Origin of the sequence: uncultured Faecalibacterium sp. (genome assembly GCF_900066275.1) — a bacterium.
Lineage (GTDB): Bacteria > Bacillota > Clostridia > Oscillospirales > Ruminococcaceae > Faecalibacterium > Faecalibacterium taiwanense.
The window spans coordinates 1-26,895 of record NZ_FMFG01000028.1; the positions used below are offsets into that span (position 1 = coordinate 1).

A 26,895-nucleotide genomic window follows, 5' to 3' on the forward strand; every position below is an offset into this window, starting at 1 on the left:
ATTCAGACTGTAATCGGCTGCCATGGGGCTATCTACAGCGGCGCGGTCCGCGCCGCCTGCCGCCATCCCCGCCGCAGTACTGTCCGCAGAATAATAGACCGCCGGGCTGCTGCTCTTTGCGCCAAGGCCGATTTGTCCGGTGGCAAAAGCACCATAGCCTACCACACACACAGCAAGGCAGGCCGCCAGTGCGCCCACCCGCTTTGCGGGGAAGCGGATCAGTTTCTTCTTCGGCTGCACCGGGGCGGACTGAGCCGGTACCGGTGCGTCGGTTTTCATCATGGGCTGGGCCTTTTCTTCTTCGGTCAACTGGTCTGTCATGGCCAGCAGCTTTGCCTTCAGATCGTCCGGGGCGTAGAGGTCGTCCGTCTCCATCTTGTACTCATACCACCTCATCTTCGATCTCCTCCTTCAGCATCGTATGTAACTGCGCCCGGGCACGCCGCAGCCAGCTCAGCACCGTGTTGGACGGTGCGCCCATCATCCGGCCGATCTCCGCCGCCGTGTACCCCTCGTAGTAATGCAGATAGATGGCATTGCGGTAGTTTTCCGGCAGGGCGCGCACTGCGTCCAGCACACTGCCGTCCTCAAACGCATCAGGCGCGGGCAGGTTCTCGTCCAGCTCGGTGTCCTTCTGATGGGCTGCGCGGGTCAGGTCCCGGCAGCGGTTGATGGCCACCCGCAGCAGCCACGCCTTGAGGTGCTCCTCACTCTCAAACGTACCATTATAATGCAGGAGCTTCTCGTAGACATCCTGCACCACGTCCTCGGCATCGGCTGTGCATCGGCTGTTGTGTATGGCAGCGCGGTAAACAGCATCGCTGTATTTCTGCACTGCCAGCGTAAATACTTCGTTTCTGGTCAGCTGTCCCATAGTTTCAAGCTCTCCTTTACCGCCTGTACAGGGCTGGTGGAATTCGTGTTCCACGGGGGACATTCACCCTATACACGGCTGAACGCCCCCGAAGATTGCATTGCAGGAAAAATTTATGAAAATCACCTTTTATATACTCTCTGCAGCAGGGCCACCCGTTCTGCAAGGAAGGTCTCGGCCTTCGGATGGTGCAGCCAGCGCTTGTTCGCCGCTGTGCCAGCCAGCTTTCTGCCCAGCGCTGCCGGGTCGGTATCGGCCTGCATCACATCCTGCATGGTCAGCTGCAGCGTCAGCGCCGCAGGGGTGTCCGGCAGCGGCGGCAGCGGGTCCTCCCACACAAAGGGCGGCAGCAGCTGCACCGCCACCGTGGCGCGGGTGCACTCCTCGGTGAGCAGCAGGGCTGCAGGCGTGCCGTCCGGCTGGACGTGCAGGGTGCTGTACAGCAGCTGCAGACTGCCCTCGGCCAGCAGGCGGATATCCCCCTCCCGCCCGGTAGGCGAAAGGCTCAAATATTCCCGCGCCTCGTCCAGATAGATATGCCGGGCCGGTGCCTGCACGCGGGCATACAGCGCAGGCAGCGCAAAGCGGCCCGCTTTGTCCAGTGCGTGCTGCAAAAGCAGGTAGAACTCGGTCAGTGGGTAGGCCGGGTCCGGCTGCGGCATCCCGAAGTCCGGCCGCGAAACATGTCCTCCACCCATGGGGAACCTCCTTGATAAATAACGCTGATGCGGTATTCTAAACATAGAAGGGGGCGCTGACTGCAAGGGTCAGCTTTCCATCCCGTTTGTCAAAAAGATTGACCGCACAGTTTGGAAGCAGGGCGGTCAATCTTTTTTGTTATCATCTTACCATATTCTACGATGCATTACAACACGCCCTATTGTAAACCCTGCTGCAACTTCATTGTTGACCGTCTTCCCTCTGCCGCGTTATACTCGGCCACAGATGCCTTGTAAATTTTTAACAGAGGGGAATTCTATTCTATGAAAAACAAAAAACTGACCACCTATCAGATGGCTGTCACTGCGCTGATGGCCGCCGCGCTGTGCGTGCTTGGCCCGCTGAGCGTGCCCATCGGGGCCATTCCCATTTCGCTGTCAAACTTTGTCATCTGCCTGACCGCATGGCTGCTGGGGCCCAAGTTCGGCACCCTGAGCGTGGCGGTGTACCTGCTCATCGGCCTTGTGGGCGTGCCGGTGTTCTCCGGCTACGGCGCGGGCATTGCCAAGCTGGCAGGCCCCACCGGCGGCTATCTGGTGGGCTACCTGCTGCTGGCCTTCATCGGCGGTCTGTTCATCGAAAAGAGCAAGGGCCAGCCGGTGATCTCCGGTGTCGGCCTTGTGCTGGGCGATGCCGCCTGCTACGTGCTGGGCACCGCATGGTTCGTGTTCCAGATGCAGTGCGAGCTGGGCTATGCGCTTTCGGTGTGCGTGTACCCGTTCATTGCGCTGGACCTCGCCAAGATCGTGGTGAGCTGCATCGTGGGTGCACTGCTGCGCAAGCGTCTGGTACAGGCTGGCGTGCTGAAGCTGAAGGAAGCCTAACAGGCAAAGCAAAAGGGAGACTGCAAATGGTAGCACCAGATAAGAAAACATTGAAGAAGTCAGTAAAATCAATGTTTTTCATGGTGCAAACACGGTGCGAAGTCGAAACAATCAAATACTGACAGGCTCAAAGGGCGTTGATATGCAAATATCAGCGCCCTTTTCCTGTTTTCACGCCATAGGCAACCGTCCCATGGCGTTTTTTCATACCCGCACCTGTCCCTGTCTCAAAACTGTATCACTTAGGGTGCGAAAGCCTCTGTTTTTCCCTCTCAGACTGCTGCAAGCAGGCGGGCGTGGATGTTTTCCTATGGAACACATCCGAGAGGCAAAACGGAGGCTTTTTTCATCGAAATCAACACTTTTATCTTCACAGGAAGGAGGTATCGAAGATGGCAGTTTTCCGTATTGAAAAGACCCGTGATTACACGGTCATGTCAAACCATCATCTGCGGGATATGTCCCTGTCGCTGAAAGCAAAGGGGCTTCTTTCCCTCATGTTGTCCCTGCCGGAGAACTGGGACTACACCATGAAGGGGCTTTCCCGTATCTGCAAGGACGGTATCGACAGTATCAGTGGCGGCATCCGGGAGCTGGAGGAACACGGCTATCTGATCCGTGAGCGCGTCAGAGGCGCAAACGGTCAGCTCGGCTCGATTGAGTACACCATTTTGGAGCAACCTAAAGAGCCAACGCCTGCACAGGAAAAACCTATACGGGAAAATCCCGTACAGGCAAACCCAACATTGGTCACGCCTGTTCAGGAAGAACCCGCCCAATTAAATAAAGATAAATCAAGTAACGATCCATCAAGAACTGATTTATCAAGTACGGAAGTATCAAATCCTATCCAATCAAATCCCCCTACCCCCGTAGGGGCGAGGATGGGAACGGATGGGATGGGAGCCAGAGAAAGCTATCGAGAACTGATTTTAGAGAATATCGAATATGACTTCTGGAAAAACAGTGACCGTGTTGACCATGAGATGCTGGACGAGATCACGGAGCTGATCGTGGATACCGTATGTTCTGCCCGCAAGACGATCCGTATTGCCGGGGACGATTATCCGGCAGAAGTGGTCAAATCCCGGTTCCTGAAGCTGGACAGTTCTCATGTTCAGTATGTCATGGACTGCATGAAGGACAACACCACCTATGTCCGCAACATCAAGAAATATCTGCTGGCGGCACTGTATAACGCCCCGACCACCATCAACAGCTACTATTCTTCCTTGGTGCAGCACGATATGTACGGGGACGGGCAAAGGGGGCGAGGCTAAATGCAGGAGGAAGTAACGCGGGGCGCCGTGACGCTCATTGTTGACGGAGCCAAGCTAAGCGAGCAGGTCTTTGAAAAGGCCGTCAAAAAATTCCTGGAGGAAATCCAGAAAAGCCAGAAGCCCAAAATCTACCGCGGCAGGCAGAGCCTTAAACAGCTTGCCAGCCAGAACGCCGGTCTTGCCAATATCGAGATCAGTGACAAGAATATCAAGGCTTTCTCCCGTGTAGCGAAGAAATATCATGTGGATTTTGCCTTGAAGAAAGACACCGCCGCAGAGCAGCCCCGTTACCTGGTCTTTTTCAAAAGCCGGGATACGGATGCCATCACAGCGGCATTTCAGGAGTTTGCCAGCCGGAAAATGAGCCGTGAGGAAAAGCCCTCCATCCGGGAACGGCTGACCCAGGCGAAGGAACAGGCGGCGGAGAAAGCGGAACACCGCACCATTGATCGGGAGAAAGTAAAGGTCAAAGATCGGAGCGTGCAGAGATGAACATGAAAAAAATGTTTTTGCTGAACCTTCCGTATCTCCTGTTCGTGTATCCCTTCGATAAGCTGGCACAGGCTTTCCGGCTTGCGCCCGGTGCTGACCTCTCCGGCAAGCTGCTTTCTATCGGGGACGGCTTCACGGCAGCGCTTTCCTCCCCGTGGCTCAGTTTCCAGCCAACGGACCTTCTGATCGGTATAGCCGGTGCGGTGGTTCTTCGCATGGCGGTCTACCTGAAAGGCAAGAACGCTAAGAAGTATCGCCACGGGATCGAGTATGGTTCTGCCCGCTGGGGTACGGCGGCGGATATTGCCCCCTACATGGACAACAAGGACTTTTTCCAAAACATCCCCATGACGCAGACGGAACGGATCACAATGGCGAGCCGTCCAAAGCAGCCGAAGTATGCCAGAAATAAAAACATTCTGGTGATCGGCGGTTCCGGCAGCGGCAAGACGCGGTTCTTCTGTAAGCCGTCGCTGCTGCAAGCTCATTCGTCCTATGTCTGCACTGATCCGAAAGGAACCTTGCTACCGGAGATCGGCACTTTCCTGGAACGGAAGAAATACCGTATCAAGTGCCTCAACCTGATAAACTTCCGAAAATCCATGAAATACAACCCTCTTGCCTATATTCGGTCAGAGAAAGATATCTTAAAGCTGGTGAACGCCCTGATTATGAACACGAAGGGCGAAGGCGAAAAATCTTCGGAAGATTTCTGGGTCAAAGCGGAACGCCTCTATTATTCCGCGCTGATCGGCTACATCTGGTATGAGGCTACGGAGGAAGAAAAGAATTTCATCACACTTCTGGACCTTATCAATGCCAGTGAAGCCAGAGAGGATGACGAAACCTATCAAAGCCCGGTGGACCTGCTTTTTTCTCAGTTGGAGGAACGGGAGCCGGACCACTTTGCCGTCAAGCAGTACCGCAAATTCAAGATGGCGGCGGGCAAAACCTTAAAATCCATTCTCATTTCCTGCGGTGCCCGGCTTGCTCCCTTCGACATCAAGGAGCTGCGGGACCTGATGGAATATGACGAACTGGAACTGGATACCCTGGGCGACCAAAAGACGGCGCTGTTTGTGATCCTGTCAGATACGGACAGCACTTTCAATTTCGTAGCCGCCCTCATGTATAGTCAGCTTTTCAATCTGCTCTGCGACAAGGCGGATGACTTCTACGGCGGGCGGCTGCCTGTCCATGTCCGTCTGATTCTGGACGAGTTTGCCAATATCGGCCAGATACCGAACTTCGATAAGCTGATCGCCACCATCCGAAGCCGTGAGATATCGGCTTCTATTATTTTGCAGTCGCAGAGCCAGTTAAAGACCATCTACAAGGATGCGGCGGATACCATCGTCGGTAACTGTGACAGCACCTTGTTTTTGGGAGGCAAGGAGAAATCCACCCTCAAGGAAATTTCGGAGCTGCTGGGGAAAGAGACCATTGATCTCTATAACCAGTCCGAAAACCGGGGCAGCCAGGTTTCCCACGGCCTCAGTTATCAAAAATTAGGAAAGGAGTTGATGACCCAGGACGAATTAGCAGTGATGGACGGCGGCAAGTGTATCTTCATGCTGCGGGGCGTGCGCCCGTTTCTTTCGGACAAGTACGACCTCACCCGGCATCCGAATTACAGATACACGGCCGACGCCGACCCTAAAAATGTCTTTGACATGGAACGGTACATGAAGAAGCAGCGTGCCGTGGTAAAACCCACGGACACCTTCGATGTGTACGAGATTGACGCAACAACTTAACCCAAAATCAAAAACATTTTTTAGGAGGATTATTTTATGGAATTTTTCAACAGTGCAGTTGGTGTTTTGCAGACTCTCGTAGTGGCCCTGGGCGCAGGTCTTGGTATCTGGGGCGTTATCAACCTTCTGGAAGGTTACGGCCAGGACAACCCTGCTTCCAAAAGCCAGGGTATGAAACAGTTGATGGCCGGCGGCGGTGTCGCCCTCATCGGCATCACCCTTGTACCTCTGCTCTCCGGCCTGTTCGGTTGATCGTCCGGCGGTGATCGCTTATGGGCGGCATACTCGACAAACTCGATGAATGGCTCCGAGGGCTGCTCATCGAGGGGATCACGGGAAACCTGTCGGGCATGTTCGATACGGTCAATACCAAAGTAGGCGAGATCGCCGGTGAAGTGGGACAGACGCCGCTGGCATGGAACAGCGGCGTCTTTTCTATGATCCGAAACCTCTCTGAAACGGTGATCGTTCCAATCGCCGGGGTTATCCTGACATTCGTAATGTGTTATGAGCTGATCCAGCTTGTGACAGAGAAAAACAATCTGCACGATGTAGATACCTGGATGTTCTTCAAGTGGATTTTCAAGACATTCTGTGCCGTTCTCATTGTGACGAACACATGGAATATCGTCATGGGTATCTTCGATGTGGGGCAAAGTGTTGTGAACAGCAGCGCAGGCGTCATCATCGGAAATACCTCCATTGATATCAGCAGCGTCATCACGGATATGGAGGCGCAGCTTGAAGCCCTGGGCACGGGAGAACTGTTCGGGCTGTGGTTCCAGTCCCTTTTCGTGGGGCTTACCATGAACGCCCTTTCCATCTGTATCATGCTTGTCATTTACGGCCGCATGATTGAGGTGTATTGCGCGTCCAGAAGCGCTGCTTGTAATCCGCAGGCGGTGCGCGGGCATTTTGGGAATCCGGCTTTGGCAAGCCGGTAAAGAAAAGTATCAAAGACGCTGAAAAAGCGTCACTTTAGCGTCAGCCGGTTTACCCCGGAGGGAAACCATAAGGGGGACAATAGCGTACCGGAAACGTCGCAAGTTGGGGAAACCATCTACCCACGACTGAGCGGCAAGACGCAACATTGTGAACGAGGAACAAGGCTAAACTGCTTTAAGGGCAGTCCGAGGCGGGATACTCGACCCGGCGGCGCAGGATGGTTGTATTCGCCGTATGTCATAGCGGAATGTGACAGGTATACACAAACCGCACGATACTTATGACAGCCAGCCGCAATAAGCGGAAAAGGACGAAAACCCACTCCGACATCACAATACGCTTTTCCCAAAGTGTCTAACTGGAGATTGCCTAAACCGGAACGCCGGAACCGTCCGGCTATGCGTAATGCCGCAAGGTGAAAAATTTCAAGGATTAAAACCCCAAGAAAGATGACGCTGAATATCCGGCAAGGCAACGGAGCCTTCGTAGTAGTCCGAGGGCGGGAAAGCCGTCTACATGGCGAAGGAAGGCAGGATGTCAACCAACTCATAAAAAGGAAAGGTGCGTGAGGCATTATGAGAAGTCCTGAAAATGTGTTGGAAAGCCTAAAATCCAAGGCGTGTAACCAGAGTTACAAGTACGAGCGGTTATACCGCAATCTGTACAATCCACAATTCTATCTGCTGGCATACCAGCGGATACAGGCGAAACCAGGCAATATGACAGCCGGAACAGACGGCAAGACGATTGACGGCATGGGAATGGCGAGAATCAACGCCCTCATTGAAAAAATGCGGGATTTCAGCTACCAGCCCAACCCCGCAAGGAGAACCTATATCCCGAAATCCAACGGGAAGATGCGCCCCTTGGGAATACCGTCATTCGACGACAAACTGATACAGGAGGTGGTGCGGCTCATACTGGAGAGCATTTACGAGCCAACCTTCAGCGACCACTCCCACGGCTTCCGCATAAACAAAAGCTGCCATACGGCGCTCAAATATGTGCAGAAATATTTCACAGGGACAAAGTGGTTTGTTGAGGGCGACATAAAGGGCTGTTTTGACAATGTAGACCACCATGTGCTGATTGCCATTCTGCGCAAGCGGATTGCGGACGAGCATTTTATTGGTCTGCTCTGGAAGTTTTTGAAAGCCGGATATATGGAGGACTGGAACTACCACAATACTTACTCCGGTACTCCGCAAGGCTCTATCATCAGCCCCATCCTTGCAAACATTTATCTGAACGAGCTGGATAAGTTTATGGCGGAATACGCAGAGAAATTCAACTGCGGAGAGCGCCGTAAAATCAATCCGGCCTTCAAGAAGAAATTGGATGTCTGCCGTGGAAAAGAGCAAAGGCTCAAAAGAAACATCTCCAAAATGAGCGAGGAAGAAAAAGAGGGCTTACTTGCCGAAATCAGAGAACTGCGGCGCAGTCTGCGGTCAATACCGTACAGCGACCAAATGGACGAAGGCTATAAAAGAGTTTTCTATATTCGGTACGCCGATGATTTTCTGATTGGAGTAATTGGCAGAAAAGCGGACGCGGAACAGGTCAAACAGGATGTGGGGCGCTTCATCCGGGAAAATCTTCATCTGGAAATGTCCGAGGAAAAAACACTGATTACCCACGGGCATGATTTTGCTAAGTTCCTGGGGTATGAGGTCACAATCGCCAAAGGTGAGTGTAACAAAAAGACCAAAACCGGGGCCACCAGACGAGTAAACAACGGAAAAGTCATGCTCTATGTCCCCCACGACAAGTGGGTCAAGCGGCTGCTCTCCTATCATGCCCTCAAGATTAAACACGACAAACAGAACGGAAATAAAGAGGTTTGGGAACCTGTCCGGCGCACCCGCCTGTTGCACCTGGATGATTTGGAAATCCTGAACCAGTACAACGCAGAAATCCGTGGATTGTACAACTACTACCGGCTCGCAAACAATGTGTCCGTCCTCAACAACTTCTACTATGTAATGAGATACAGTATGCTCAAGACCTTTGCCGGAAAATACCGGACACGAATCAGCAGAATTATTCAGAAGTACCATCAAGGGAAAGATTTTGTTGTGGAGTATCCGAAGAAAAACGGCAAGGTTGGAAAGGTGCTGTTCTATAACAACGGGTTTCGCCGTGATACCAAAGTGGAAAGCGGCAATCCCGATGTGATTGCAAGAGTGTTTGAGAACTACGGACGCAACAGCCTAATAAAGCGGCTGAAAGCGAGTCAATGCGAGTGGTGCGGTGCAGAGAATGTACCAATTGAAATACACCATGTACGAAAACTCAAAGACTTGAGCGGCAGAAAACAATGGGAAATCGCCATGATCGGGCGTAAGCGCAAGACAATGGCACTCTGTATTGACTGTCACGATAAGTTACACGCTGGGAAATTAGACTGACAGCTGGAGAGCCGGATACATCGAGAGGTGTAAGTCCGGTTCGGAGGGGAGTTCTCGGAAACCTGCCATAGCGATATGGCAAGGCGCTGGGTTCTTACCCTACTGACAACTTCCGTTGGACCGATCCCGCTTGCCACTATGACGAACCGGGATTGGAGCCATACAGGACAGAACTACTTGAAATCCCTGTTTGCATTGGCGTTCCAGGCATTTCTAATCATGGTGTGCGTGGGAATCTACTCTGTTTTGGTACAGAGTATCGCCACAGACGGAAATATCTCAGGCGCGATATGGGCCTGCATGGGCTACACGGTCCTGCTGTGCTTCGCCCTGTTCAAGACCGGCAGCCTCTCTAAGAGCCTGTTCGGAGCGCATTAAGGAGGCTTGATAAATTGGCGTATGTAACCATTCCAAAGGATTTGACGAAAGTAAAATCCAAAGTGCTGTTTGGGCTTACCAAACGGCAGCTTATATGTTTCGGAGCGGCGGCACTCATCGGAGTACCGCTTTTCTTTTTGCTCAGACGCACGGCCAGCAACAGCGCCGCCGCGTTCTGCATGATTATCGTCATGCTCCCGTTCTTTCTACTTGCCATGTATGAGCGGCATGGTCAACCCCTGGAGGTGGTGGCCGGACAGGTCATCCGCTGTATGTTCCTGCGGACGAAGGAACGGCCTTATCAGACAAACAATTTCTACGCAGCCCTGGAGCGGCAGGCCCAGGCGGAAAAGGAGGTGAAAGCCATTGTTCAGAAAGCGAAAGCCAGAGCCGCAGGCACGGCAGGCGGCAAAACCCGCGGTAAAGCTGACCGCCGCGGAAAAGCGTGAGATCAGGCGTATCCTGGAAACCGCCAGAGGTGATGGGAAACCTCACTCGGCGCAGGACACCATTCCCTTCCGTCAGATGTACCCGGACGGCTTGTGCCGGTTGGATGATACCACATGGAGCCGTTGCCTGGAATTTGAGGATGTGAATTACCAGCTTGCAAAGCCAGATGACCAGACGGCGATTTTTGAAGCCCTCTGCGATATGTATAACGCCCATGATGCTTCCATCGGCATGGAATTATCCCTTGTGTGCCGCAGGGTGAACAAAGCAGATTTCCGCAAACGAATTGAGATCGCAGCGCAGGAGGACAAGTTTGACGCGGTACGCGCCCTTTACACGGATATGCTCCGCGGGCAGTTGGAACACGGCAACAACGGCATGGTCAAGACGAAATTCCTGGTACTGACCATTGAGGCAAAAAACAGCAAGGAGGCAAAAGCCCGCTTTTCCCGGATCACGCTGGATGCCCTGAATTACTTTAAGGCTATGGGCGCACTGGCAAAGGTGCTGGACGGCAAGGAGTGGCTGGCGGTGCTGCACGGTATCCTCCACCCGGACGGAGAACCGTTTTCCTTTGCGTGGGAGTGGCTGGCGCCCTCCGGCCTGTCGGTCAAGGATTTCATTGCGCCGTCCTCTTTTCGGTTTGGCGAAGCACGGCGGTTTCAGATGGGCAGCAAAGTCGGCGCGGTCAGCTTTTTGCAAATCACAGCCCCGGAACTCAATGACCGGGTGCTTGCCGATCTGCTTGACACGGACAGCAGCATTTTTGTCAGCGTCCATATCCGCAGCATGGATCAGAATGAGGCCATCAAAACTGTCAAGCGCAAGATCACCGACTTGGACAGTATGAAGATCGACGCTCAGAAGCGGGCGGCGCGGGAAGGGTTCGATATGGACATCATCCCCACCGACATTGCCACCTATGCAGGTGAAGCAAAGAACATCCTCCGTGATCTGCAAAGCCGGAATGAGCGAATGTTCCTGATGACCTTCCTGGTAGTCAATGTGGCGGACACAAAGCAAAAGCTGGAGAACGATATCTTCCGGGCTTCCTCTGTGGCGCAGAAGCACAACTGTCATCTGGTGCGGCTGGACTTTCAGCAGGAGCAGGGGCTTGTGTCGGCGCTGCCGCTGGGCGTCAACCAAATCAGGATCGAACGCGGTCTGACCACTTCTGCCGTGGCAATTTTTGTTCCTTTTATCTCTCAGGAACTCTTCCAGAGCGGCGAGGCGCTGTATTACGGCCTGAACGCTACTTCCGGCAACATGATCCTTGCAGACCGCAAGCAGCTCAAAACGCCCAACGGTTTGATTCTTGGTACGCCGGGCAGCGGCAAGTCCTTCTCTGCAAAGCGTGAAATCCTCAATGTGTTTTTGGTGACAAAGGACGATATCATCATTTGCGACCCGGAGGCGGAAGTGCGACACGAAGTCGCGTAATGTATTGTGTATAAACACTGCTCTATCCATTTGGAGTAACCCTACTGTGACCTGCACTGGTCAAAAGCCGGCGTTGGGAAGCTCACAGGACAATATGGGAAATCTGCCAGCCTAAAGCGGATGTACTGTTAGGGTAAAGAATGCTATGTCGAACGTAATGTGAATCATCGTAAGGATCGTTACAGGGAATAGGTGAAATAAGGCTGATACACCTACACCAAAAGGTGTTGGAGGTGGCCGAGGGGCCTTTCTGTACCCCGAAGCAAATGGACACAAATCCTCCCGGTTCAAAGATGGCGGCTAAGGCATTCGAGAATTATGCATTACGTGGAACGTGGAAAACCCTATGCGTTCCTTGAACAAAGGTATCGACCTCGCAAGAGGAAGAAATGGCGCAGAGGGTATGAGATGGAATAAAAAGCGAAAGGTTCACTGTAACGGTGAGCATAGGGGTTCAAAATTTGCCCTGACCTGAAAGGGTGCTGACTTATTCCGGGTATTTCATGGCAAGATTGGAGGTATTCCTGTGAACGATAAGTATTCAACGACGGAAGGTAAAACTTCTGAGAAGCTGTCGGACGAAGCTATGTTGAGTGCCCAATGGAAAAGCATTGATTGGCATAAGGCAGAGCGGGAAGTCAACAGGCTACAAATCAGGATTGTCAAGGCAACTCAGCAAAAAGACTACAACGCAGTAAAACGACTTCAGTATCTTCTGACACATTCCTTTTACGCCAAAGCACTGGCTGTCAAGCGTGTCGTAACCAACGACGGGCGCAGAACTCCCGGTGTGGATGGTGTTCTCTGGAACACTCCGGCGAAGAAAATGGCAGCGGCTCTATCGCTGACAGATAAAAGGTATCGTGCACGTCCTCTCCGTAGAGTGTATATCGAAAAGAAGGACAAGAAGAAAAAACGTCCGTTGGGGATGTCAACCCGCCGTACCAGCTCATGGTCATCCACAGCAGCAAGCTGGTCTACCCCCGCGAACTGTATCAGCGCGGTGTGGAGCGCAAGCGTGTGGAACTGATTGCCGCCCACTTCAACGAATATGTGGCAAATGAGCCGAAGGTCAGTTTCCGCAACGGTCAGTTCATCGTAACGGATGGGCAGCACACCATCGAGGGGCGCATCCTCCGCAACGGCGGCAAAGATCTGCCGATTCTCTGCAAGGTGTACACGGGCATGACCGTGGAGCAGGAAGCCCTGCTCTTTGCCGAGCAGAACGGCTTCTCTGCGCCGCTGACGGCAGGCATCAAGCTCCGTGCCAAGGTGGTGGGCGGCGATGCCATCTCCAAAGCCTTTCTCGCAGCCACCAACCGGGTGGGATTGAGCCTCAATTATGACAGCCAGCAGCTGACCGATTACCGCATCGGCTGCGTTGGTACGGCTTTCCGGCTCTACAAGCAGATGGGCGAACCGCTCTACTGTGAAACGATGCGGCTGATCGTGGCAGCATGGGAGGGCAAGCCCGATTCGTTCCGGGCATCTGTTCTGAAAGGCATGATGCACTTTGTGGAGCTGTACCACGGCGAGTTCAGTGAAGAACGGCTGCTCCGTGCGCTGTGCAACATCCACCCGGTCGATATTTACCGCATCGGGCAGGACGACCCCGCAAAGCTGCGCGGATGGAAAAAATACGTTTTCCCCATCTACACCGCCTACAACGGCAAGTGCAGAAAAGACGCACTGCCGATGAAATTCTGACATTCACAGGCATTCCTCCCATATACACAAGGGGCATCCGCAAACCGCAGATGCCCCTTGTTACATATTAAAACCACTATATATACGATTTATTTGTTTGTCTAATACAACATATAGAGAAAAGAGGTATTCTATGCGCTCTCAGTTCACTTCGTATGAGCAGCTTCCCATCACGCTGACAGCCGATCATGTCGCTGCTGCGCTGGGCATCTCCCGCGCCAACGCTTACATCCTGCTCCGTTCGGACGGCTTTCCCACGCTCCACATCGGTAAGCGGATGGTCGTACCCAAAGACCGTTTTCTTCAGTGGATCACAGACAGCGTAAATGGCTGATCTGACATCCTTGATTCAAGAGGTTTCTTTTTCTATACTATTCCCGAAACGACTTGACATCAGGAAGGAGGCAATATGCCAAGCAAACGTTCACACGGCGAGGGTACGCTTCGCCACCGCAGCGATGGTCGCTGGGAATTACGTATGATGGACGGCTACCAGAAAGATGGTTCGCCGCGCTTCAAGACCTTCTATGGCAAGACTCAGAAGGAGGTCAAGCTCAAACTGAAAGAGTATCAGGATGCGCTTATCAGCGGTGTCCAGCTGGACACGATTCTGTACTTCGAGGATTGGGCAGATACATGGTTCGAGGGTCACAAGGATAATATCGCTCCCACGACACAGGAAAGCTATAAATACTGCCTGAAAATGCTCAAAGAGGGATTTTACCATCGCCCCTTGACCGTCATACGCCCCATCGACATCGAAAACTTCCTGAAAGGGATGCGGCGCGATGGCCGCTCGGATTCTTACATCAGCAAGGCACGAGGGATGCTCTACCAGATCTTTCAAAAGGCAGAAGCCAATGACCTTGTGCGCCGCAACCCGGTCCGGCTTGCTGAAAAGATGCGGGCATCCGGCACCGCAAAACGCAAGGAAGCCTTTACCACAGCGGAAGTCGCCCACTTAATGAAAGTTCTCCCCGATGACCGCATGGGCTTGAGCATCCGGCTTTTGCTCGGCACTGGAATGAGAATGCAGGAACTTCTGGCTTTGGAGCCGCAGTTTATTGAAGAAGATGGCTCTGTCATTCACATCCGGCAGGCAGTAAAGGTCGTAAAAGGTACAGTCAGCATCGGCAGTCCGAAATCCAAAGACAGTATCCGGGATATTCCGGTGCCGCTGAATGTTCGCCCGTGCGCCATCAAGCTGCGGGATACCACCGACCAGTTCATCTGGGAAAGCCCCAAGACCGGCTTGCCCTGCAATCCCACCCATTTCCGGGATGTATTCCGCAAATCTCTGGAAGAAGCGGGCGATGTCCGCTTGCTCACGCCGCACAGCTGCCGCCACACCTATGTGTCGCAGATGCAGGCGTTGGGCGTGGATATTCAGACCATCCAGAGCATCGTAGGCCATGCCGACACCGAGATGACTGAGCATTATCTCCATGTTCAGGAATCCATTCGGCAGAGTGCGATCCAGTTGTTCAGCGAGGCGTTTTCGGCCTGAAAATTGGACGGAACGACACTAATTAGACCAGATAAAATCTTTGGCATTGTGGTCAAAATTGTGGTCAAAACCAAATGAGGTCAGCCCACAAACAAAAAAATCCAACGATTTCTAACGTGAAATCGTTGGATTTATGGTCCGAGTGGCGAGAATCGAACTCACGGCCTCTTGAACCCCATTCAAGCGCGCTACCAAAACTGCGCTACACCCGGATATCGACCGCCGCTTCCCTACCGAAGCGTGGCGACATGAGATATTATACTCAGATACAGCAGTTTTGTCAACAGATTTTTACAATTTTCTTTGCTTTTTTCGTAAAAAGTCTGATTTTTGCGAAAGTACGCGCTTTATTCATTTTTGCTCTTTCGCTTGCAGAAGCTTGTCTTTTTCCAAAAGCGGTTTCAGATATTGACCGGTAAAGCTGCCTGGCACCTCTGCCACCTGTTCCGGCGTGCCTTCGGCCACGATTTCACCGCCTGCGCTGCCGCCTTCAGGGCCAAGGTCAATGATATGGTCGGCGCACTTGATAAGATCCAGATTGTGCTCGATGACAATAACCGTGTTGCCCGCATCTACCAGCTTCTGCAGCACCTCGATCAGGCGGTGCACATCTGCAATATGCAAGCCGGTAGTAGGCTCGTCCAGAATATACACGGTCTTGCCAGTGCTGCGGCGGGCCAACTCATTGGCCAGCTTCACGCGCTGTGCTTCGCCGCCGGAAAGGGTGGTGGCGCTCTGGCCCAGTGTTACATAACCAAGACCCACGTCCAACAGGGTCTGCAGTTTGCGGGCGATCTTGGGCTGGTTGGAAAAGAATACCACTGCTTCCTCCACGGTCATGTTCAGCACATCGGAGATGGTCTTTTCCTTATACTTCACTTCCAGCGTTTCGCGGTTGTAACGCGCACCCTTGCATACCTCGCAGGGCACGTACACATCCGGCAGGAAGTGCATCTCGATCTGCAGAATACCGTTGCCCTCACAGGCTTCGCAGCGGCCGCCCTTGACATTAAAACTGAAACGCCCCGGGCCGTAACCGCGCATTTTGGCATCCTGTGTCTGGGAGAATACCGTGCGGATATCATTGAACACACCGGTATAAGTGGCCGGATTGGAGCGCGGCGTACGGCCAATGGGCTGCTGGTCGATACCGATGACCTTATCCACAAATTCCAGCCCTTCTACCCCATCGCATTTGCCTGCGCGGGAACGCGCACCGTTCAGCTCGCAGGCAAGCGTCTTATACAGAATTTCGTTGATGAGGCTGGACTTGCCGGAGCCGGAAATGCCGGTAACGCAGATAAACTCTCCCAGCGGGAATTTCACGTCGATATTGCGCAGGTTATTTTCCCGTGCACCCCGTACAGTAAGGTAATTGCCGTTGCCGGTGCGGCGGGTCTGCGGTACGGCAATGCGTTTGCGGCCGGAGAGATAATCGCCGGTGATGCTGCGCTTTGCCTTACAGATGTCCTTCACGCTGCCAGCGGCTACGATCTCACCGCCATGCACACCTGCGCCCGGGCCTACATCCACGATATAATCCGCGCTGCGCATGGTATCTTCATCATGCTCCACCACAATGACTGTGTTGCCGAGGTCGCGGAGATTTTTCAGGGTGGCAATGAGCTTGTCGTTATCGCGCTGATGCAAGCCGATGGACGGCTCGTCCAGCACATAGAGCACGCCGGAAAGCGCACTGCCGATTTGAGTGGTCAGGCGGATGCGCTGGCTCTCGCCGCCGGAAAGAGTGCCTGCTGAGCGGGCCAGCGTGAGATAATCCAGACCCACGCTCTGCAAAAACTGCAGGCGGTTCCGGATTTCCTTCATGATCTGCCCGCCAATCTGCTTCTGCTTTTCGGTCAGGTTCGGCTCGTTCTCGGCAATGAATTTCAGCTCGTCCCGGATGGACATTTCGCAGAAATCGCTGATGTTCTTATCCCCAATGGTCACAGCCAGCACCACGGGTTTCAGGCGCTTGCCGTGGCAGTCCGGGCACTCCACGCCGGACATGAAGCTGCCGATTTCTTCCTTCATCCACTCGCTGTTGGTCTCGCGGAAGCGGCGCTCAAGGTTCTCCACGATGCCCTCAAAGGTATTATAGTACACACCGCTTCCGAACTCATTCGTGCGGTGCATCTCAATTTTTTCGCCATTGGTTCCGTACAGCAACGCATTGACAGCTTCGGTGCTCATCTCTTTGATGGGCGTATCCAGCGTAAAGCCGTACTTTTTTCCAAGGCCAAGGTAATACATTTCGGATACAGACCCCTCGGCATAGTACCAGCCGCTGGCCTTGATGGCACCCTCACGGATGGAAAGGTTCCGGTTGGGCAGGATGCGTTCCTCGTCCACCCGCATAAAGGTGCCAAGGCCGGTACACTTTTCGCAGGCTCCCAGCGGGTTATTGAAGGAGAAGAGCCGCGGCGACAGGTCGCTGATGGAAATGCCGTGCTCCGGGCAGGCAAAGTTCTGGCTGAAGGTCATACAATCGCCGCCGATCACATCCACTTCGGCGATGCCGCCGGTAAGCGCCAGCGCGGTTTCCAGCGAATCTGCCAGACGGCCCCGGATGCCCTTGCGCATGGCAAGGCGGTCCACCACGATCTCCACCGTATGCTTGATGTTCTTTTCCAGCTTGATCTCTTCGTCAAGATCATACAGGTTGCCGTCGATCTTCACACGAGCATAGCCACCGCGGCGGGCAGCATCCAGCTCTTTCTGCTGGGTGCCTTTGCGCTGGCGCACCACAGGAGCCAGCACCTGAAACTTCGTACCTTCGTCCAGTTTGAGCACCGCGTCCACCATTTCGTCCACGGTCTGCTGGCTGATCACCCGCCCGCACACCGGGCAGTGGGGCACGCCCACGCGGGCGTACAGAAGTCGCAGATAATCGTAGATCTCCGTCACGGTGCCCACGGTGGAACGCGGGTTGTGGCTGGTGGTTTTCTGGTCGATGGAAATTGCCGGTGACAGACCGGTGATCTCATCCACATCGGGCTTGTCCATGCGGCCCAAAAACATGCGTGCGTAGCTGGAAAGGCTTTCCACATAGCGGCGCTGGCCGTCGGCATAGATGGTGTCGAACGCAAGGCTCGACTTGCCCGAACCGGAAAGGCCGGTCATGACGATCAGCTTTTCCCTCGGGAGGGTCAGGTTAACATTTTTCAGGTTGTGCTCGCGGGCACCTTTGATGACGATTTTATCGTTTGCCAAGGTATTTTCTCCCTTTTCGTTGTGTCTGTGAATGATTCTGTTTGCGCTCCGTTTCTGCCGCAGAGTCCACCGTCGGGTTCTCGCCCCGGCGCAGTCGGTCGATCTGGTCACGCAGGAAGGCCGCGTGCTCAAACTCCAGCAGCTTCGCCGCTTCCTTCATCTCACGGGTCAGGCGCTCGATAGCGGCCTCCCGCTCCATCCTGCCCATGCGGCGGGTGTTCAGCTTAGCGTTCTCCGCTTTATCGCTGATCTCGATGCTGTCTGCAATGGCCTTGACGATGGTTTTTGGCACGATGCCATGTTCTTTATTGTAGGCCATCTGGATGGCGCGGCGGCGCTCGGTCTCGGTGATGGCCCGGTCCATGCTGTCGGTGACGACATCCGCGTACATGATGACAAGGCCCTCGGCATTGCGGGCCGCGCGGCCAATGGTCTGGATCAGGCTGGTCTCGCTGCGCAGAAAGCCCTCCTTGTCGGCATCCAGAATGGCCACAAGGCTCACCTCGGGCAGGTCAAGACCCTCGCGCAGCAGGTTGATGCCCACCACAACATCAATGGAGCCAAGGCGCAGGTCCTTGATGATCTCCATGCGCTCAAAGGTGTCCACCTCGTGGTGCATATACTTGACTTTGATGCCCTGTTCGGTAAGGTAGTCGGTCAGGTCTTCAGCCATTTTCTTGGTCAGCGTGGTCACGAGAACGCGCTCGTGCCGCTGGATACGGGTATTGATCTCGCCCAACAGATCTACCACCTGCCCTTCCACCGGGCGCACCGAAATGAGCGGGTCCAAAAGGCCGGTGGGCCGGATGACCTGCTGCGCCACCTGCGTGCTGTTCTGCCGCTCGTAGTCGCCGGGCGTAGCCGAAACGAAGATCATCTGGTTCAGCTTGGACTCCACTTCCTCGAACTTGAGCGGGCGGTTATCGAAGGCGGACGGCAGGCGGAAGCCGTACTCCACCAGCGTTTTTTTGCGGGCATAGTCGCCGCCATACATGGCGCGCACCTGCGGCAGGGTAACATGGCTCTCGTCCACAAACAGCAGAAAATCATCCGGGAAATAATCCAGCAGAGTGGTGGGCATACTGCCCGGCGCACGGCCCGAAAGCACCGCCGAATAGTTCTCGATGCCTTTGCACATGCCCACCTCGTTGAGCATCTCAATGTCGTAATTGGTGCGCTGGGCAATGCGCTGCGCCTCGATCAGCTTGCCCTCGGCGGTGAACTGCTTCACCTGTGCGTCGCACTCGGCGCGGATCTTTTCCAGTGCTGCGGCCTTCTTCTCGGCGCTGACGATATAGTGGCTGGCCGGGAAGATGGCTACATGCTTGACTACATTCTGTTTGGCCCCGGTGAGAGGGTTGAACTCCGTGATGCGGTCGATCTCGTCCCCAAAAAATTCCACACGGATGGCAAGCTCGCTCATATAGGCAAGGTAGATGTCCACGATATCGCCGTGGACACGGAACTTGTTGCGCACAAAATTCACGTCGTTGCGCTCATATTGCAGCGTCACAAGCTTCTGGCACAGCGCATCGCGCTCCATCTGCATGCCGGGGCGCAGGCTGATGACCATGCTGCGGTAGTCGATGGGGTCGCCCAGCGAGTAGATGCAGGAAACCGATGCTACAATGATCACGTCCCGCCGCTCCGAAAGCGCCGCCGTGGCCGAATGGCGCAGGCGGTCGATCTCGTCGTTGATGGCGCTGTCCTTTTCAATATAGGTATCCGTGCTGGGGATATAGGCTTCCGGCTGGTAGTAATCGTAGTAGGAGACGAAATACTCCACCGCGTTGTTGGGGAAAAACGACCGGAACTCGGTGCACAGCTGGGCCGCCAGCGTTTTGTTGTGGGCCAGAACCAGCGTGGGCCGGTTGCATTTTGCAATCACATTTGCCATGGTAAAGGTCTTGCCGCTGCCGGTAACACCCAGCAGGGTCTGGCAGCGGTCGCCCCGCTCCACGCCTTTCACCAGTGTTTCAATGGCCTGCGGCTGGTCGCCGGTGGGCTGGTAAGAGGATACCAGTTCAAATTTTTCGTCTGCCATCTTCCCTCTCCTCTCCGGCCCTCGCGCAAAGAACCACAATCAGTTGTATTTTACGGTTTGATTATAGCACACCAGTTTTATAATGTAAACACTTTTTTGTTGTTTCACAGATCAAGGCCAGAAAAGCGTACCTGTTTTAAAGTCATAGATCGGCAGGCGGTTTGCGTCCCGCATGGAGAAATACTCCGTATCGGTCAGGATGAAGTGATCCAGCAGATGGATGTTCACAAGGCCCAATGCCCGGGCAATATTGCCAGTGGCCTCCAGATCCTCCATAGAGGGCAAGGCCGCACCGTTGGGGTGGTTGTGGCTGAGCACCACCGTGTCGGTGCCGCCCTTGATGGCCGCAGACACCACATCCTTGATGTCCAGACTTACCCGGTCGGTGGTGCCTTCCCGCAGCCAGACCGCCGCGCGCACCCGCTTACGGCTGTCCAGACTGACCAGCATTGCACGCTCGTAATCCGACCACGCAAACTTCGCCATCAGATAGCTGCCCATCTGCTCGGTAGTTCTGATGCAGCGGGTGGTGCTGGTACGGCTGCGGCCATAGTAGCGGCTGATCTCCGGCAGCAGATGCAACATCCGGGCTGTGGCCGGGCCTACGCCCTCCACAGTGCACAGCTCTTCCTCGCTGGCTTCCAGCACAGCGGCAAAATCGCCAAAGCGGTCGATCAGGTCGTGAGCGATGCCGTTGGTGTCCTTCTGGGCGTTGGTGAGGTACAGCACATATTCCAGCGCTTCGTGCTCGGCCAGACTGTCCAGACCGTAGTTCTGCACCCGTTCGCGCATCCGCTGGCGGTGTCCCTGATGCCGTTTGTGTTCTGCCATTGCGGTACTCTCCTTCTGATTCATTCCTTATAATAGTACCCATTTTGCGCCCGGAACTCAAGGCTTTGCGGTAAAATAGTTTTGATCCGGGGCGTTTCCGCGTTGACTTGCAGCCAAGGCTGTATTACTATAAAGGTATCTCTTGAAAATTGAGGAACATTTATGAAACAATATACCGCAACCGCCAACGACGACGGCGTTCGTCTTTCCCGCTTTGTGCAGAGCGTGACCCGCGATTTTCCCACCAGCCTTTTGTACAAAAGCTTCCGCAATAAGCGCGTGAAGGTAAACGGAAAAAAGGCCGTGCCGGAGTACCGCATTCAGGCAGGCGACCTGATCGAGCTGTACATCAACGACGAGTTTTTCCCGCCGGAAGGCGCAAAAACCGTGCAGAAGGCCGCGCCGAAAAAAAAGCAGAATCAGCCCAAGGTCAATGTCATTTATGAGGACGAAAACATTGCTGTGCTGTACAAACCCACCCACCTTTTGTGCCATAGCGACCGCACCGGCGATGCAAACCTTGTGGACGCTTTTACCCAGTATCTGTCCGAAAAAGGCGAGTACGATCCCCACGGCGAGAACCGGTTCAAGCCCGGCATTTGCAACCGGCTGGACCGCGGCACCGAGGGCCTTGTGATCGCCGCCAAGAGCTACACCGCCCTGCGGGACATGAACGAGATCATCCGCACTGACCTACTCAAAAAGGAGTACTACACCATCACGGTGGGTATCCCGCAGTCCGGGCGGTTCACCGCATGGTGGGAGCACGACGAGAAGAACAACAAGGTGAGCATCCATGCACACCAGTCGCAGGACGAGCGCCGCAAGCAGATCATTACGGACGTGGACGTGCTGCGCACCGCAGGCCCCTTTGCCCTGTGCAAGATCGGCCTTGTCACCGGCCGCACCCACCAGATCCGCGCACATCTGGCCTATCTGGGCCGTCCGGTTCTGGGCGACATCAAGTACGGCAACCGCAAGATGAACGAGCGCACCGGCACCAAAACGCAGGCCCTGTGCGCTGTGCGGGTCACTTTCCTTGATATTCCCGAGGAAAACACCCTGCATTATCTCTCCGGCAAGGTCGTCAAGCTGAAGGACCCGCAGATCATAAAGCAGTTCGATGCGCTGGATAAGAGCAAGAACAGCGAGGAAAACCACCCTGCATAAAGCGGAAACAAAAAAGCGGCCGCTGTACTTTACCGTACAGCAGCCGTTTTTCTCTTTATTCTTTACTTTTTGTCGGAGTCCTGCTCCGCCTTTTCCTGCGATTCCTGTTCACGGCGCAGCTCTTTGATGCGCTTTTTCTCGCTCTGGACATGGGGCCATGGCCAGCTGAAGCCCTCGTTCTCACGGCACCATTTGACCAGCGGATAGAACGCGAAGGCCAGACCGAAGAGGTACAGCAGAGCGTACAGCAGGGCATCCAGCGTGATGAGCGCATCCAGTGCACCGATCACCGCCACCACGCAGCCTGCCTTCAAAAAGAACAGGCCGTTCTGGCGGCAGTATTCCTCAAAGTGCTCCGCCTTGACGGCACGGCGGCCCTGATCTCCCCAGACACGGGGATTTTTCATGACCGAATAGCCGTAGAATACCATCATCAGGCCAAGGGTGAGCTGAAAGCCAAAAAACATTTATGATACCTCTTAATCTTCAAACAGCGGCTTCATCAGGGGCAGGAAATCCAGCGTTGCAAAGTAATCGCGCGGAGTCTCGGCACGGCGGATCAGACGGTGGGTGCCATCCTCGCACAGCAGCACTTCGGCGCTGCGCAGCTTGCCGTTGTAGTTGTAGCCCATGGCAGAGCCGTGTGCACCGGTGTCGTGGATATAAACGATGTCGCCAATGTCGATCTTGGGCAGCATCCGGTCAATGGCAAACTTGTCGTTGTTCTCGCACAGACCGCCCACCACATCGTACATATGGTCGCAAGGCTCATTTTCCTTGCCCAGCACAGTGATGTGGTGGTAAGCGCCGTACATGGCCGGGCGTATCAGGTTGGCTGCGCAGGCATCCAGACCGATGTATTCCTTATAGATGTGCTTTTCATGGATGGCAGTTGCCACCAGTGCGCCGTAGGGGCCGGTGGTAAAGCGGCCCATCTCAGTAAAGATGGCCACATCGCCCATGCCTGCGGGCACCAGAATCTCCTCAAACTTCTTGCGCACACCCTCGCCGATGGCCATGATATCGTTCTCGGTCTGCTCCGGGCGGTACGGGATGCCCACACCGCCGGACAGGTTGATATAACCGATGTGCACACCGGTGGCCTTCTGCACCCGGACAGCCAGCTGGAACAGGATACCTGCCAGCTCCGGGTAATACTCATCGGAAATGGTATTGGACGCAAGGAAAGCGTGGATGCCGAAGTTCTTGGCTCCCTTGGCGGCCAGCTTCTTGTAGCTTTCGATCATCTGCTCCTCGGTCATGCCGTACTTGGCATCGCCGGGCTTGTCCATGACCTGAAAGCCCTCTTCGCTCTCGCCCAGACTGAAGGTGCCGCCCGGGTTATAGCGGCAGAAGATGTTCTCCGGCACACCGGCAACACGCTCCAGAAATTCCACCATGGTGGCATCGTCCAGATTGATATAGGCACCCAGCTCGTAGGCCTTCTTCATATCCTCCACGGGAGTCTGGTTGGAGGAGAACATGATTTCACTGCCGGAGAAACCGCACACCTCGCTGAGCATCAGCTCAGTCAGGGACGAGCAGTCCACGCCGCAGCCCTCCTCCTTGAGGATCTGCAGGATGACAGGGTTTGGCAGAGCCTTGACGGCAAAATACTCCTTGAAGCCTTTGTTCCAGCTGAATGCCTTGTTGATGCGGCGGGCATTTTCACGGATGCCCTTCTCATCGTAGACATGGAACGGCGTGGGCACATCCTGAATGATCTCCTGTGCCATCGCCTCGGTCAGAAACGGTTTCTTTTCCATAGTAACATCCCTCTCATTTTATATGCACGCGGCCGATCGCCGCAGTGACATCAGTAGAAACTCCTTTCGTCATCGCTGATGCGATGCCACCCATTCCCCTTTTTGTCGCTGGCGCGACATCTGTTTTTCTCTTTGTTACCTGTGGTGACATTTTTCCCCGGCGCAGGGAGAATCTGTCCCGGCCGGGGGAAGTCTTTCTCAAAGAGGGAGGCTTTGCCGCACGGACAAGCTCCCTCTTTGAGGGGGCTGTCTGCGCAGCAAACTGGGGGAGTTTACAGCTTCAGATTCTGGCGGGTGGGGGTGAAGGTCGGGATCATCTTTGCCAGCTGCTGCACCACACCCTCATCGTTGTGCTCTGCCGCAGCGGCAAGCTCCTGCAGCTGCCCGTAGAACTCGGCCAGATCGATGCTGCGCGGCGAAGCCACAAAAATTTTATTGTGCTGGGTGCGGCGCATCTTATCCTGCTCCTCGTCCATCATCAGCTCTTCGTAGAGCTTTTCGCCCGGGCGCAGACCCACGATCTTGATCTCCATATTCACGCCCGGCTCATAGCCGTAAAAGCGGATGAGCTGCTTGGCAAGATCCATGATCTTGACCGGCTCGCCCATGTCCAGCACATAGATATTGCCGCTTTCAGCCAGCGCACCGGCCTGCAGCACCAGCTGGGCCGCTTCCGGAATGGTCATAAAGTAGCGCTCAATGTTGGGGTCTGTCAGGGTGACAGGCCCGCCTTTTTTGATCTGAGCCTCAAACAGCGGAATGACGCTGCCGTGGCTGCCCAGCACATTGCCAAAACGCACAGCCACACACTTCATATCCGTGTTGCCCGCAAAGGTCTGGATGAGCATTTCGCAGATGCGCTTGGTACAGCCCATCACACTGGTGGGGTTCACAGCCTTATCGGTGGAAAGCTGCACGAACCGCTCCACGTCGTGTTCGCTGGCGCTCACCAGCAGATTTTTGGTGCCCAGAACATTGTTCTTGACCGCTTCTGCAGGGCTGACCTCCATCAGCGGCACATGCTTGTGTGCTGCCGCATGGAACACCACAGTGGGATGATATGTTTCAAAAACCTCATCCAGACGCTTTTTATCGCGGATGGAGCCAATGAGCACCGTTACCGGGATATCCCGGCCGTACTTCTGCTGCAGCTCCATCAAAAGCTCATAGGCGCAGTTCTCGTAGATATCAAAAATAAGCAGCTTGCCGGGCTTGAAGCGCATCACCTGACGGCACAGTTCGCTGCCGATGGAGCCGCCGCCGCCCGTGACCAGAACGGTCTTGCCGGTGAGGTAGCCGGAGATCTGATCGGTATCCAGCGTCACTTCCTCGCGGGAAAGGAAGTCCGCCGGGTTCAACTCGCGGAAGGCTCCCTGCTGCGGTGTACCGCTGCCCACCAGCTGCGGGTCACTGAGCAGCTGCACCGCACAATGGGTGCTGACGCACAGATCGATGACATGGTTCAGCTTGCTGCCCTTCAGGGTAGGAATGGCGATGATGATGCTGTGGATGCCGTAGCGCTTGCACAGGTCCGGGATATCCTCCAGCGTGCCCTTCACCGGCACCCCGTGGATGGTCTGGTTGAGTTTTGTGGGATCATCGTCCACCGCCACCACCGCGTGACCATATTCCTTATTGGATTTGCACACGTTGATGGCCCATGCACCGGCTTCGCCTGCACCTACGATCATCACCGGGCGGTTGGGGTCCTTGCTGGCAGCGCCGCGCAGCTTTTCGCCCAGCGGGTGGTTCAGGAACAGCCGCCATGCCAGACGGCTGCCGCCCACCAGCAGGAAGATGAGCACCGCTGCCATGCAGTTGGCAGAGTTGAACAGCACACCGTGGATGCACAGACGGTTGACACAGTAGACGACAACGGTAGGCACAGCCACCGTTCCCGCCAGACGCATCAGGTCGCGTTCACCGGCATACTTCCACAGTACGGAGTACAGCCCGCTGAACAGAAAGCTGGCAATGTACACCGCCACGATCCATGGCAGATTTTCGTACAGAAGCTCACGGTTATGCGGCCACCAGGCAGCTTCCACTGCTCCGTCTGCCCGCAGCAGAAGCGCAAAATAAAAGCTGAATGCAACAATGGCTGCATCCAGCAGCACAAGCAGCGCCCGGCGCGCAAGCACCTGCGGCGTGTTCTTTTTATCTTTCACAAAAAAGTCCTCTTTTTGCACACGGCGTAAAACGCCGCTGTTTTTGCCGGAAGGAGCTTCCGGCGTTCCGTCCTGCCCGGCACACCGGACAGCCCTATCTTTATATTATACTCAGAACACTGCAGAATGTCCAGAAAATTTGAATCCGCTGCCAAACTCTCTCTATTTTTTCGGTCTGCCGGGCCGGTGCGCAGCCCAGAGCGCGGCTGCTTCCTCTCCAAGGCCCAGCGGCCATGCCGCCAGCAGGAACACTCCTGTGGTAGCGCAGCCGCCTACGCCCAACGCGGCCAGCTGCAAAGGCAGCCGAGCCGCAAACCCATCCGCAAGCAGCTTCCGCAACGCCATACCAGCCGCCGCAGCCAGCACAGCTGCCAGTGCCGGTGCACCCAGCCAGCGGCGGAATGCATGCTGCGTGCCGCTGGAAAACAGCAGATGCCCGGTGTTGGCCGCACAGGTGTACAAGCTGGAAAGCAGGATCACTGCCAAAAAGCCCTTCATGCCAAAGCGCGGCAGCAGCGCCACCACCCCGCCAATGCGCAGGATAGAATCCCACACGCTGTAGCGGAAGGCCGCCTTCTGCTCTCCTACCCCTTTCATGGCACCGTCCACCATGCTTTCCAGATACATCAGCGGCATGGCAGGAGCCAGCGTTTCCAGATAAAACCCGGCATCCGCACTTTGGTACAAAAGCTGTGCCAGCGGCCGTCCCCACACCCAGAACAGCACCCCTGCCAGCGCGGAAAAATAGCCGGTGAGCCGCAGCATCCGGTCCAGAAGTGCGTTGAGCCGTTCGGTTTGGCCCAGAATATGAGCCTGCGTGATCTCCGGCATCAGCAGCACCGAAAGACTGCCCAGCAGGCCAAATGGGAACGTAAGCAGCGGCAGAGCCATGCCTTTCAGTTCTCCGTACTGCTCCAGCGC

Annotated in this window: 21 protein-coding genes, 1 tRNA gene and 4 pseudogenes; 15 read left to right on the top strand and 11 right to left on the bottom strand. The window is 54.9% G+C overall.

Going from position 1 to position 26,895, the window contains the following annotated elements; genetic code table 11:
- From QZL71_RS09435 to QZL71_RS09445, 3 genes and pseudogenes are all read right to left on the bottom strand, one after another.
- Nucleotides 1-396 (bottom strand): annotated as a pseudogene (locus QZL71_RS09435) (DUF4349 domain-containing protein); the annotation flags it as partial.
- Complete coding sequence (locus tag QZL71_RS09440) at nucleotides 383-874, bottom strand: RNA polymerase sigma factor (protein WP_044954130.1); 492 nt, start codon at nucleotides 872-874, stop codon at nucleotides 383-385. The pseudogene QZL71_RS09435 and the gene QZL71_RS09440, both read right to left, overlap by 14 nt.
- 122 nt (nucleotides 875-996) lie before the next feature.
- Nucleotides 997-1,572: a hypothetical protein gene (locus tag QZL71_RS09445; protein WP_118526853.1), complete on the bottom strand. Its 576-nt coding sequence runs from the start codon at nucleotides 1,570-1,572 to the stop codon at nucleotides 997-999.
- A gap of 285 nt (nucleotides 1,573-1,857) precedes the next feature.
- Between QZL71_RS09445 and QZL71_RS09450 the strand changes: the two genes are divergently transcribed.
- From QZL71_RS09450 to QZL71_RS09515, 14 genes and pseudogenes are all read left to right on the top strand, one after another.
- Nucleotides 1,858-2,418: a biotin transporter BioY gene (locus tag QZL71_RS09450; RefSeq protein ID WP_005944982.1), complete on the top strand. Its 561-nt coding sequence runs from the start codon at nucleotides 1,858-1,860 to the stop codon at nucleotides 2,416-2,418.
- Between the two features lie 392 nt (nucleotides 2,419-2,810).
- A complete protein-coding gene (locus tag QZL71_RS09455) occupies nucleotides 2,811-3,698 on the top strand; it encodes a DUF6017 domain-containing protein (RefSeq protein ID WP_294648579.1) in 888 nt (295 codons plus the stop codon).
- Entirely contained in the window at nucleotides 3,699-4,190 is a 492-nt protein-coding gene (locus QZL71_RS09460) for a PcfB family protein (RefSeq protein WP_294648580.1), read from the top strand.
- On the top strand, nucleotides 4,187-5,947 hold the full coding sequence (locus tag QZL71_RS09465; RefSeq protein ID WP_294648581.1) for a VirD4-like conjugal transfer protein, CD1115 family: 1,761 nt from the start codon (nucleotides 4,187-4,189) through the stop codon (nucleotides 5,945-5,947). Before QZL71_RS09460 ends, QZL71_RS09465 begins: the two co-directional genes overlap by 4 nt.
- 36 nt (nucleotides 5,948-5,983) lie before the next feature.
- Nucleotides 5,984-6,199, top strand: a complete 216-nt coding sequence (locus QZL71_RS09470) for a Maff2 family mobile element protein (RefSeq protein ID WP_005541840.1) — start codon at nucleotides 5,984-5,986, stop codon at nucleotides 6,197-6,199.
- A gap of 20 nt (nucleotides 6,200-6,219) precedes the next feature.
- Nucleotides 6,220-6,813: pseudogene (locus QZL71_RS09475) on the top strand (VirB6/TrbL-like conjugal transfer protein, CD1112 family); the annotation flags it as partial.
- Between the two features lie 654 nt (nucleotides 6,814-7,467).
- Nucleotides 7,468-9,300, top strand: coding sequence for a reverse transcriptase/maturase family protein (locus QZL71_RS09480; protein WP_087235321.1), 1,833 nt, complete (start codon nucleotides 7,468-7,470; stop codon nucleotides 9,298-9,300).
- A gap of 102 nt (nucleotides 9,301-9,402) precedes the next feature.
- A pseudogene (locus QZL71_RS09485) lies at nucleotides 9,403-9,678 on the top strand (hypothetical protein); the annotation flags it as partial.
- Between the two features lie 14 nt (nucleotides 9,679-9,692).
- Complete coding sequence (locus QZL71_RS09490) at nucleotides 9,693-10,127, top strand: PrgI family protein (RefSeq protein WP_227104934.1); 435 nt, start codon at nucleotides 9,693-9,695, stop codon at nucleotides 10,125-10,127.
- Nucleotides 10,045-11,547, top strand: a pseudogene (locus QZL71_RS09495) (VirB4-like conjugal transfer ATPase, CD1110 family); the annotation flags it as partial. The gene QZL71_RS09490 and the pseudogene QZL71_RS09495, both read left to right, overlap by 83 nt.
- Nucleotides 11,548-12,094: 547 nt before the next feature.
- Nucleotides 12,095-12,598 carry a reverse transcriptase N-terminal domain-containing protein gene (locus QZL71_RS09500; RefSeq protein ID WP_294648582.1) on the top strand — a complete coding sequence of 168 codons (504 nt, stop codon included), beginning with the start codon at nucleotides 12,095-12,097 and terminating at the stop codon, nucleotides 12,596-12,598.
- Nucleotides 12,520-13,275: a DUF6551 family protein gene (locus tag QZL71_RS09505; RefSeq protein ID WP_294648583.1), complete on the top strand. Its 756-nt coding sequence runs from the start codon at nucleotides 12,520-12,522 to the stop codon at nucleotides 13,273-13,275. The genes QZL71_RS09500 and QZL71_RS09505 overlap by 79 nt, the downstream gene beginning before the upstream one ends.
- 133 nt (nucleotides 13,276-13,408) lie before the next feature.
- Nucleotides 13,409-13,609 carry a helix-turn-helix domain-containing protein gene (locus tag QZL71_RS09510; RefSeq protein WP_005927005.1) on the top strand — a complete coding sequence of 67 codons (201 nt, stop codon included), beginning with the start codon at nucleotides 13,409-13,411 and terminating at the stop codon, nucleotides 13,607-13,609.
- Between the two features lie 75 nt (nucleotides 13,610-13,684).
- The gene (locus QZL71_RS09515) at nucleotides 13,685-14,782 is read left to right on the top strand and encodes a tyrosine-type recombinase/integrase (protein ID WP_223382200.1); all 1,098 of its coding nucleotides are present in this window, start codon (nucleotides 13,685-13,687) and stop codon (nucleotides 14,780-14,782) included.
- A 134-nt stretch (nucleotides 14,783-14,916) separates the two neighbouring features.
- Here QZL71_RS09515 and QZL71_RS09520 read toward each other — a convergent pair.
- The 4 genes from QZL71_RS09520 to radC all read right to left on the bottom strand — a co-directional run bounded on the left by QZL71_RS09520 (nucleotide 14,917) and on the right by radC (nucleotide 20,870).
- Nucleotides 14,917-14,994, bottom strand: a tRNA-Pro gene (locus tag QZL71_RS09520).
- A 139-nt stretch (nucleotides 14,995-15,133) separates the two neighbouring features.
- Complete coding sequence (gene uvrA, locus QZL71_RS09525; protein ID WP_097782206.1) at nucleotides 15,134-17,995, bottom strand: excinuclease ABC subunit UvrA; 2,862 nt, start codon at nucleotides 17,993-17,995, stop codon at nucleotides 15,134-15,136.
- Nucleotides 17,982-20,039: an excinuclease ABC subunit UvrB gene (gene uvrB, locus QZL71_RS09530; RefSeq protein WP_097775443.1), complete on the bottom strand. Its 2,058-nt coding sequence runs from the start codon at nucleotides 20,037-20,039 to the stop codon at nucleotides 17,982-17,984. The genes uvrA and uvrB overlap by 14 nt, the downstream gene beginning before the upstream one ends.
- A 111-nt stretch (nucleotides 20,040-20,150) precedes the next feature.
- Nucleotides 20,151-20,870: a JAB domain-containing protein gene (gene radC / locus QZL71_RS09535; protein WP_044953632.1), complete on the bottom strand. Its 720-nt coding sequence runs from the start codon at nucleotides 20,868-20,870 to the stop codon at nucleotides 20,151-20,153.
- Between the two features lie 162 nt (nucleotides 20,871-21,032).
- On the opposite strand from radC, the gene QZL71_RS09540 reads away from it, so the two are divergent.
- The gene (locus tag QZL71_RS09540; RefSeq protein WP_294648584.1) at nucleotides 21,033-22,040 is read left to right on the top strand and encodes an RluA family pseudouridine synthase; all 1,008 of its coding nucleotides are present in this window, start codon (nucleotides 21,033-21,035) and stop codon (nucleotides 22,038-22,040) included.
- A 62-nt stretch (nucleotides 22,041-22,102) separates the two neighbouring features.
- Here the strand turns inward: QZL71_RS09540 and QZL71_RS09545 are convergent, their stop codons facing one another.
- The 4 genes from QZL71_RS09545 to QZL71_RS09560 form a co-directional block, all read right to left on the bottom strand.
- Nucleotides 22,103-22,507, bottom strand: a complete 405-nt coding sequence (locus QZL71_RS09545) for a hypothetical protein (RefSeq protein ID WP_097775441.1) — start codon at nucleotides 22,505-22,507, stop codon at nucleotides 22,103-22,105.
- Nucleotides 22,508-22,519: 12 nt separating this feature from the next.
- On the bottom strand, nucleotides 22,520-23,806 hold the full coding sequence (locus tag QZL71_RS09550) for a diaminopimelate decarboxylase (protein WP_294648585.1): 1,287 nt from the start codon (nucleotides 23,804-23,806) through the stop codon (nucleotides 22,520-22,522).
- A gap of 272 nt (nucleotides 23,807-24,078) precedes the next feature.
- On the bottom strand, nucleotides 24,079-25,974 hold the full coding sequence (locus QZL71_RS09555; protein ID WP_097782240.1) for a polysaccharide biosynthesis protein: 1,896 nt from the start codon (nucleotides 25,972-25,974) through the stop codon (nucleotides 24,079-24,081).
- A 162-nt stretch (nucleotides 25,975-26,136) separates the two neighbouring features.
- On the bottom strand, nucleotides 26,137-26,895 hold a 759-nt coding region (locus tag QZL71_RS09560; RefSeq protein ID WP_294648586.1), incomplete at its 5' end, for a polysaccharide biosynthesis C-terminal domain-containing protein.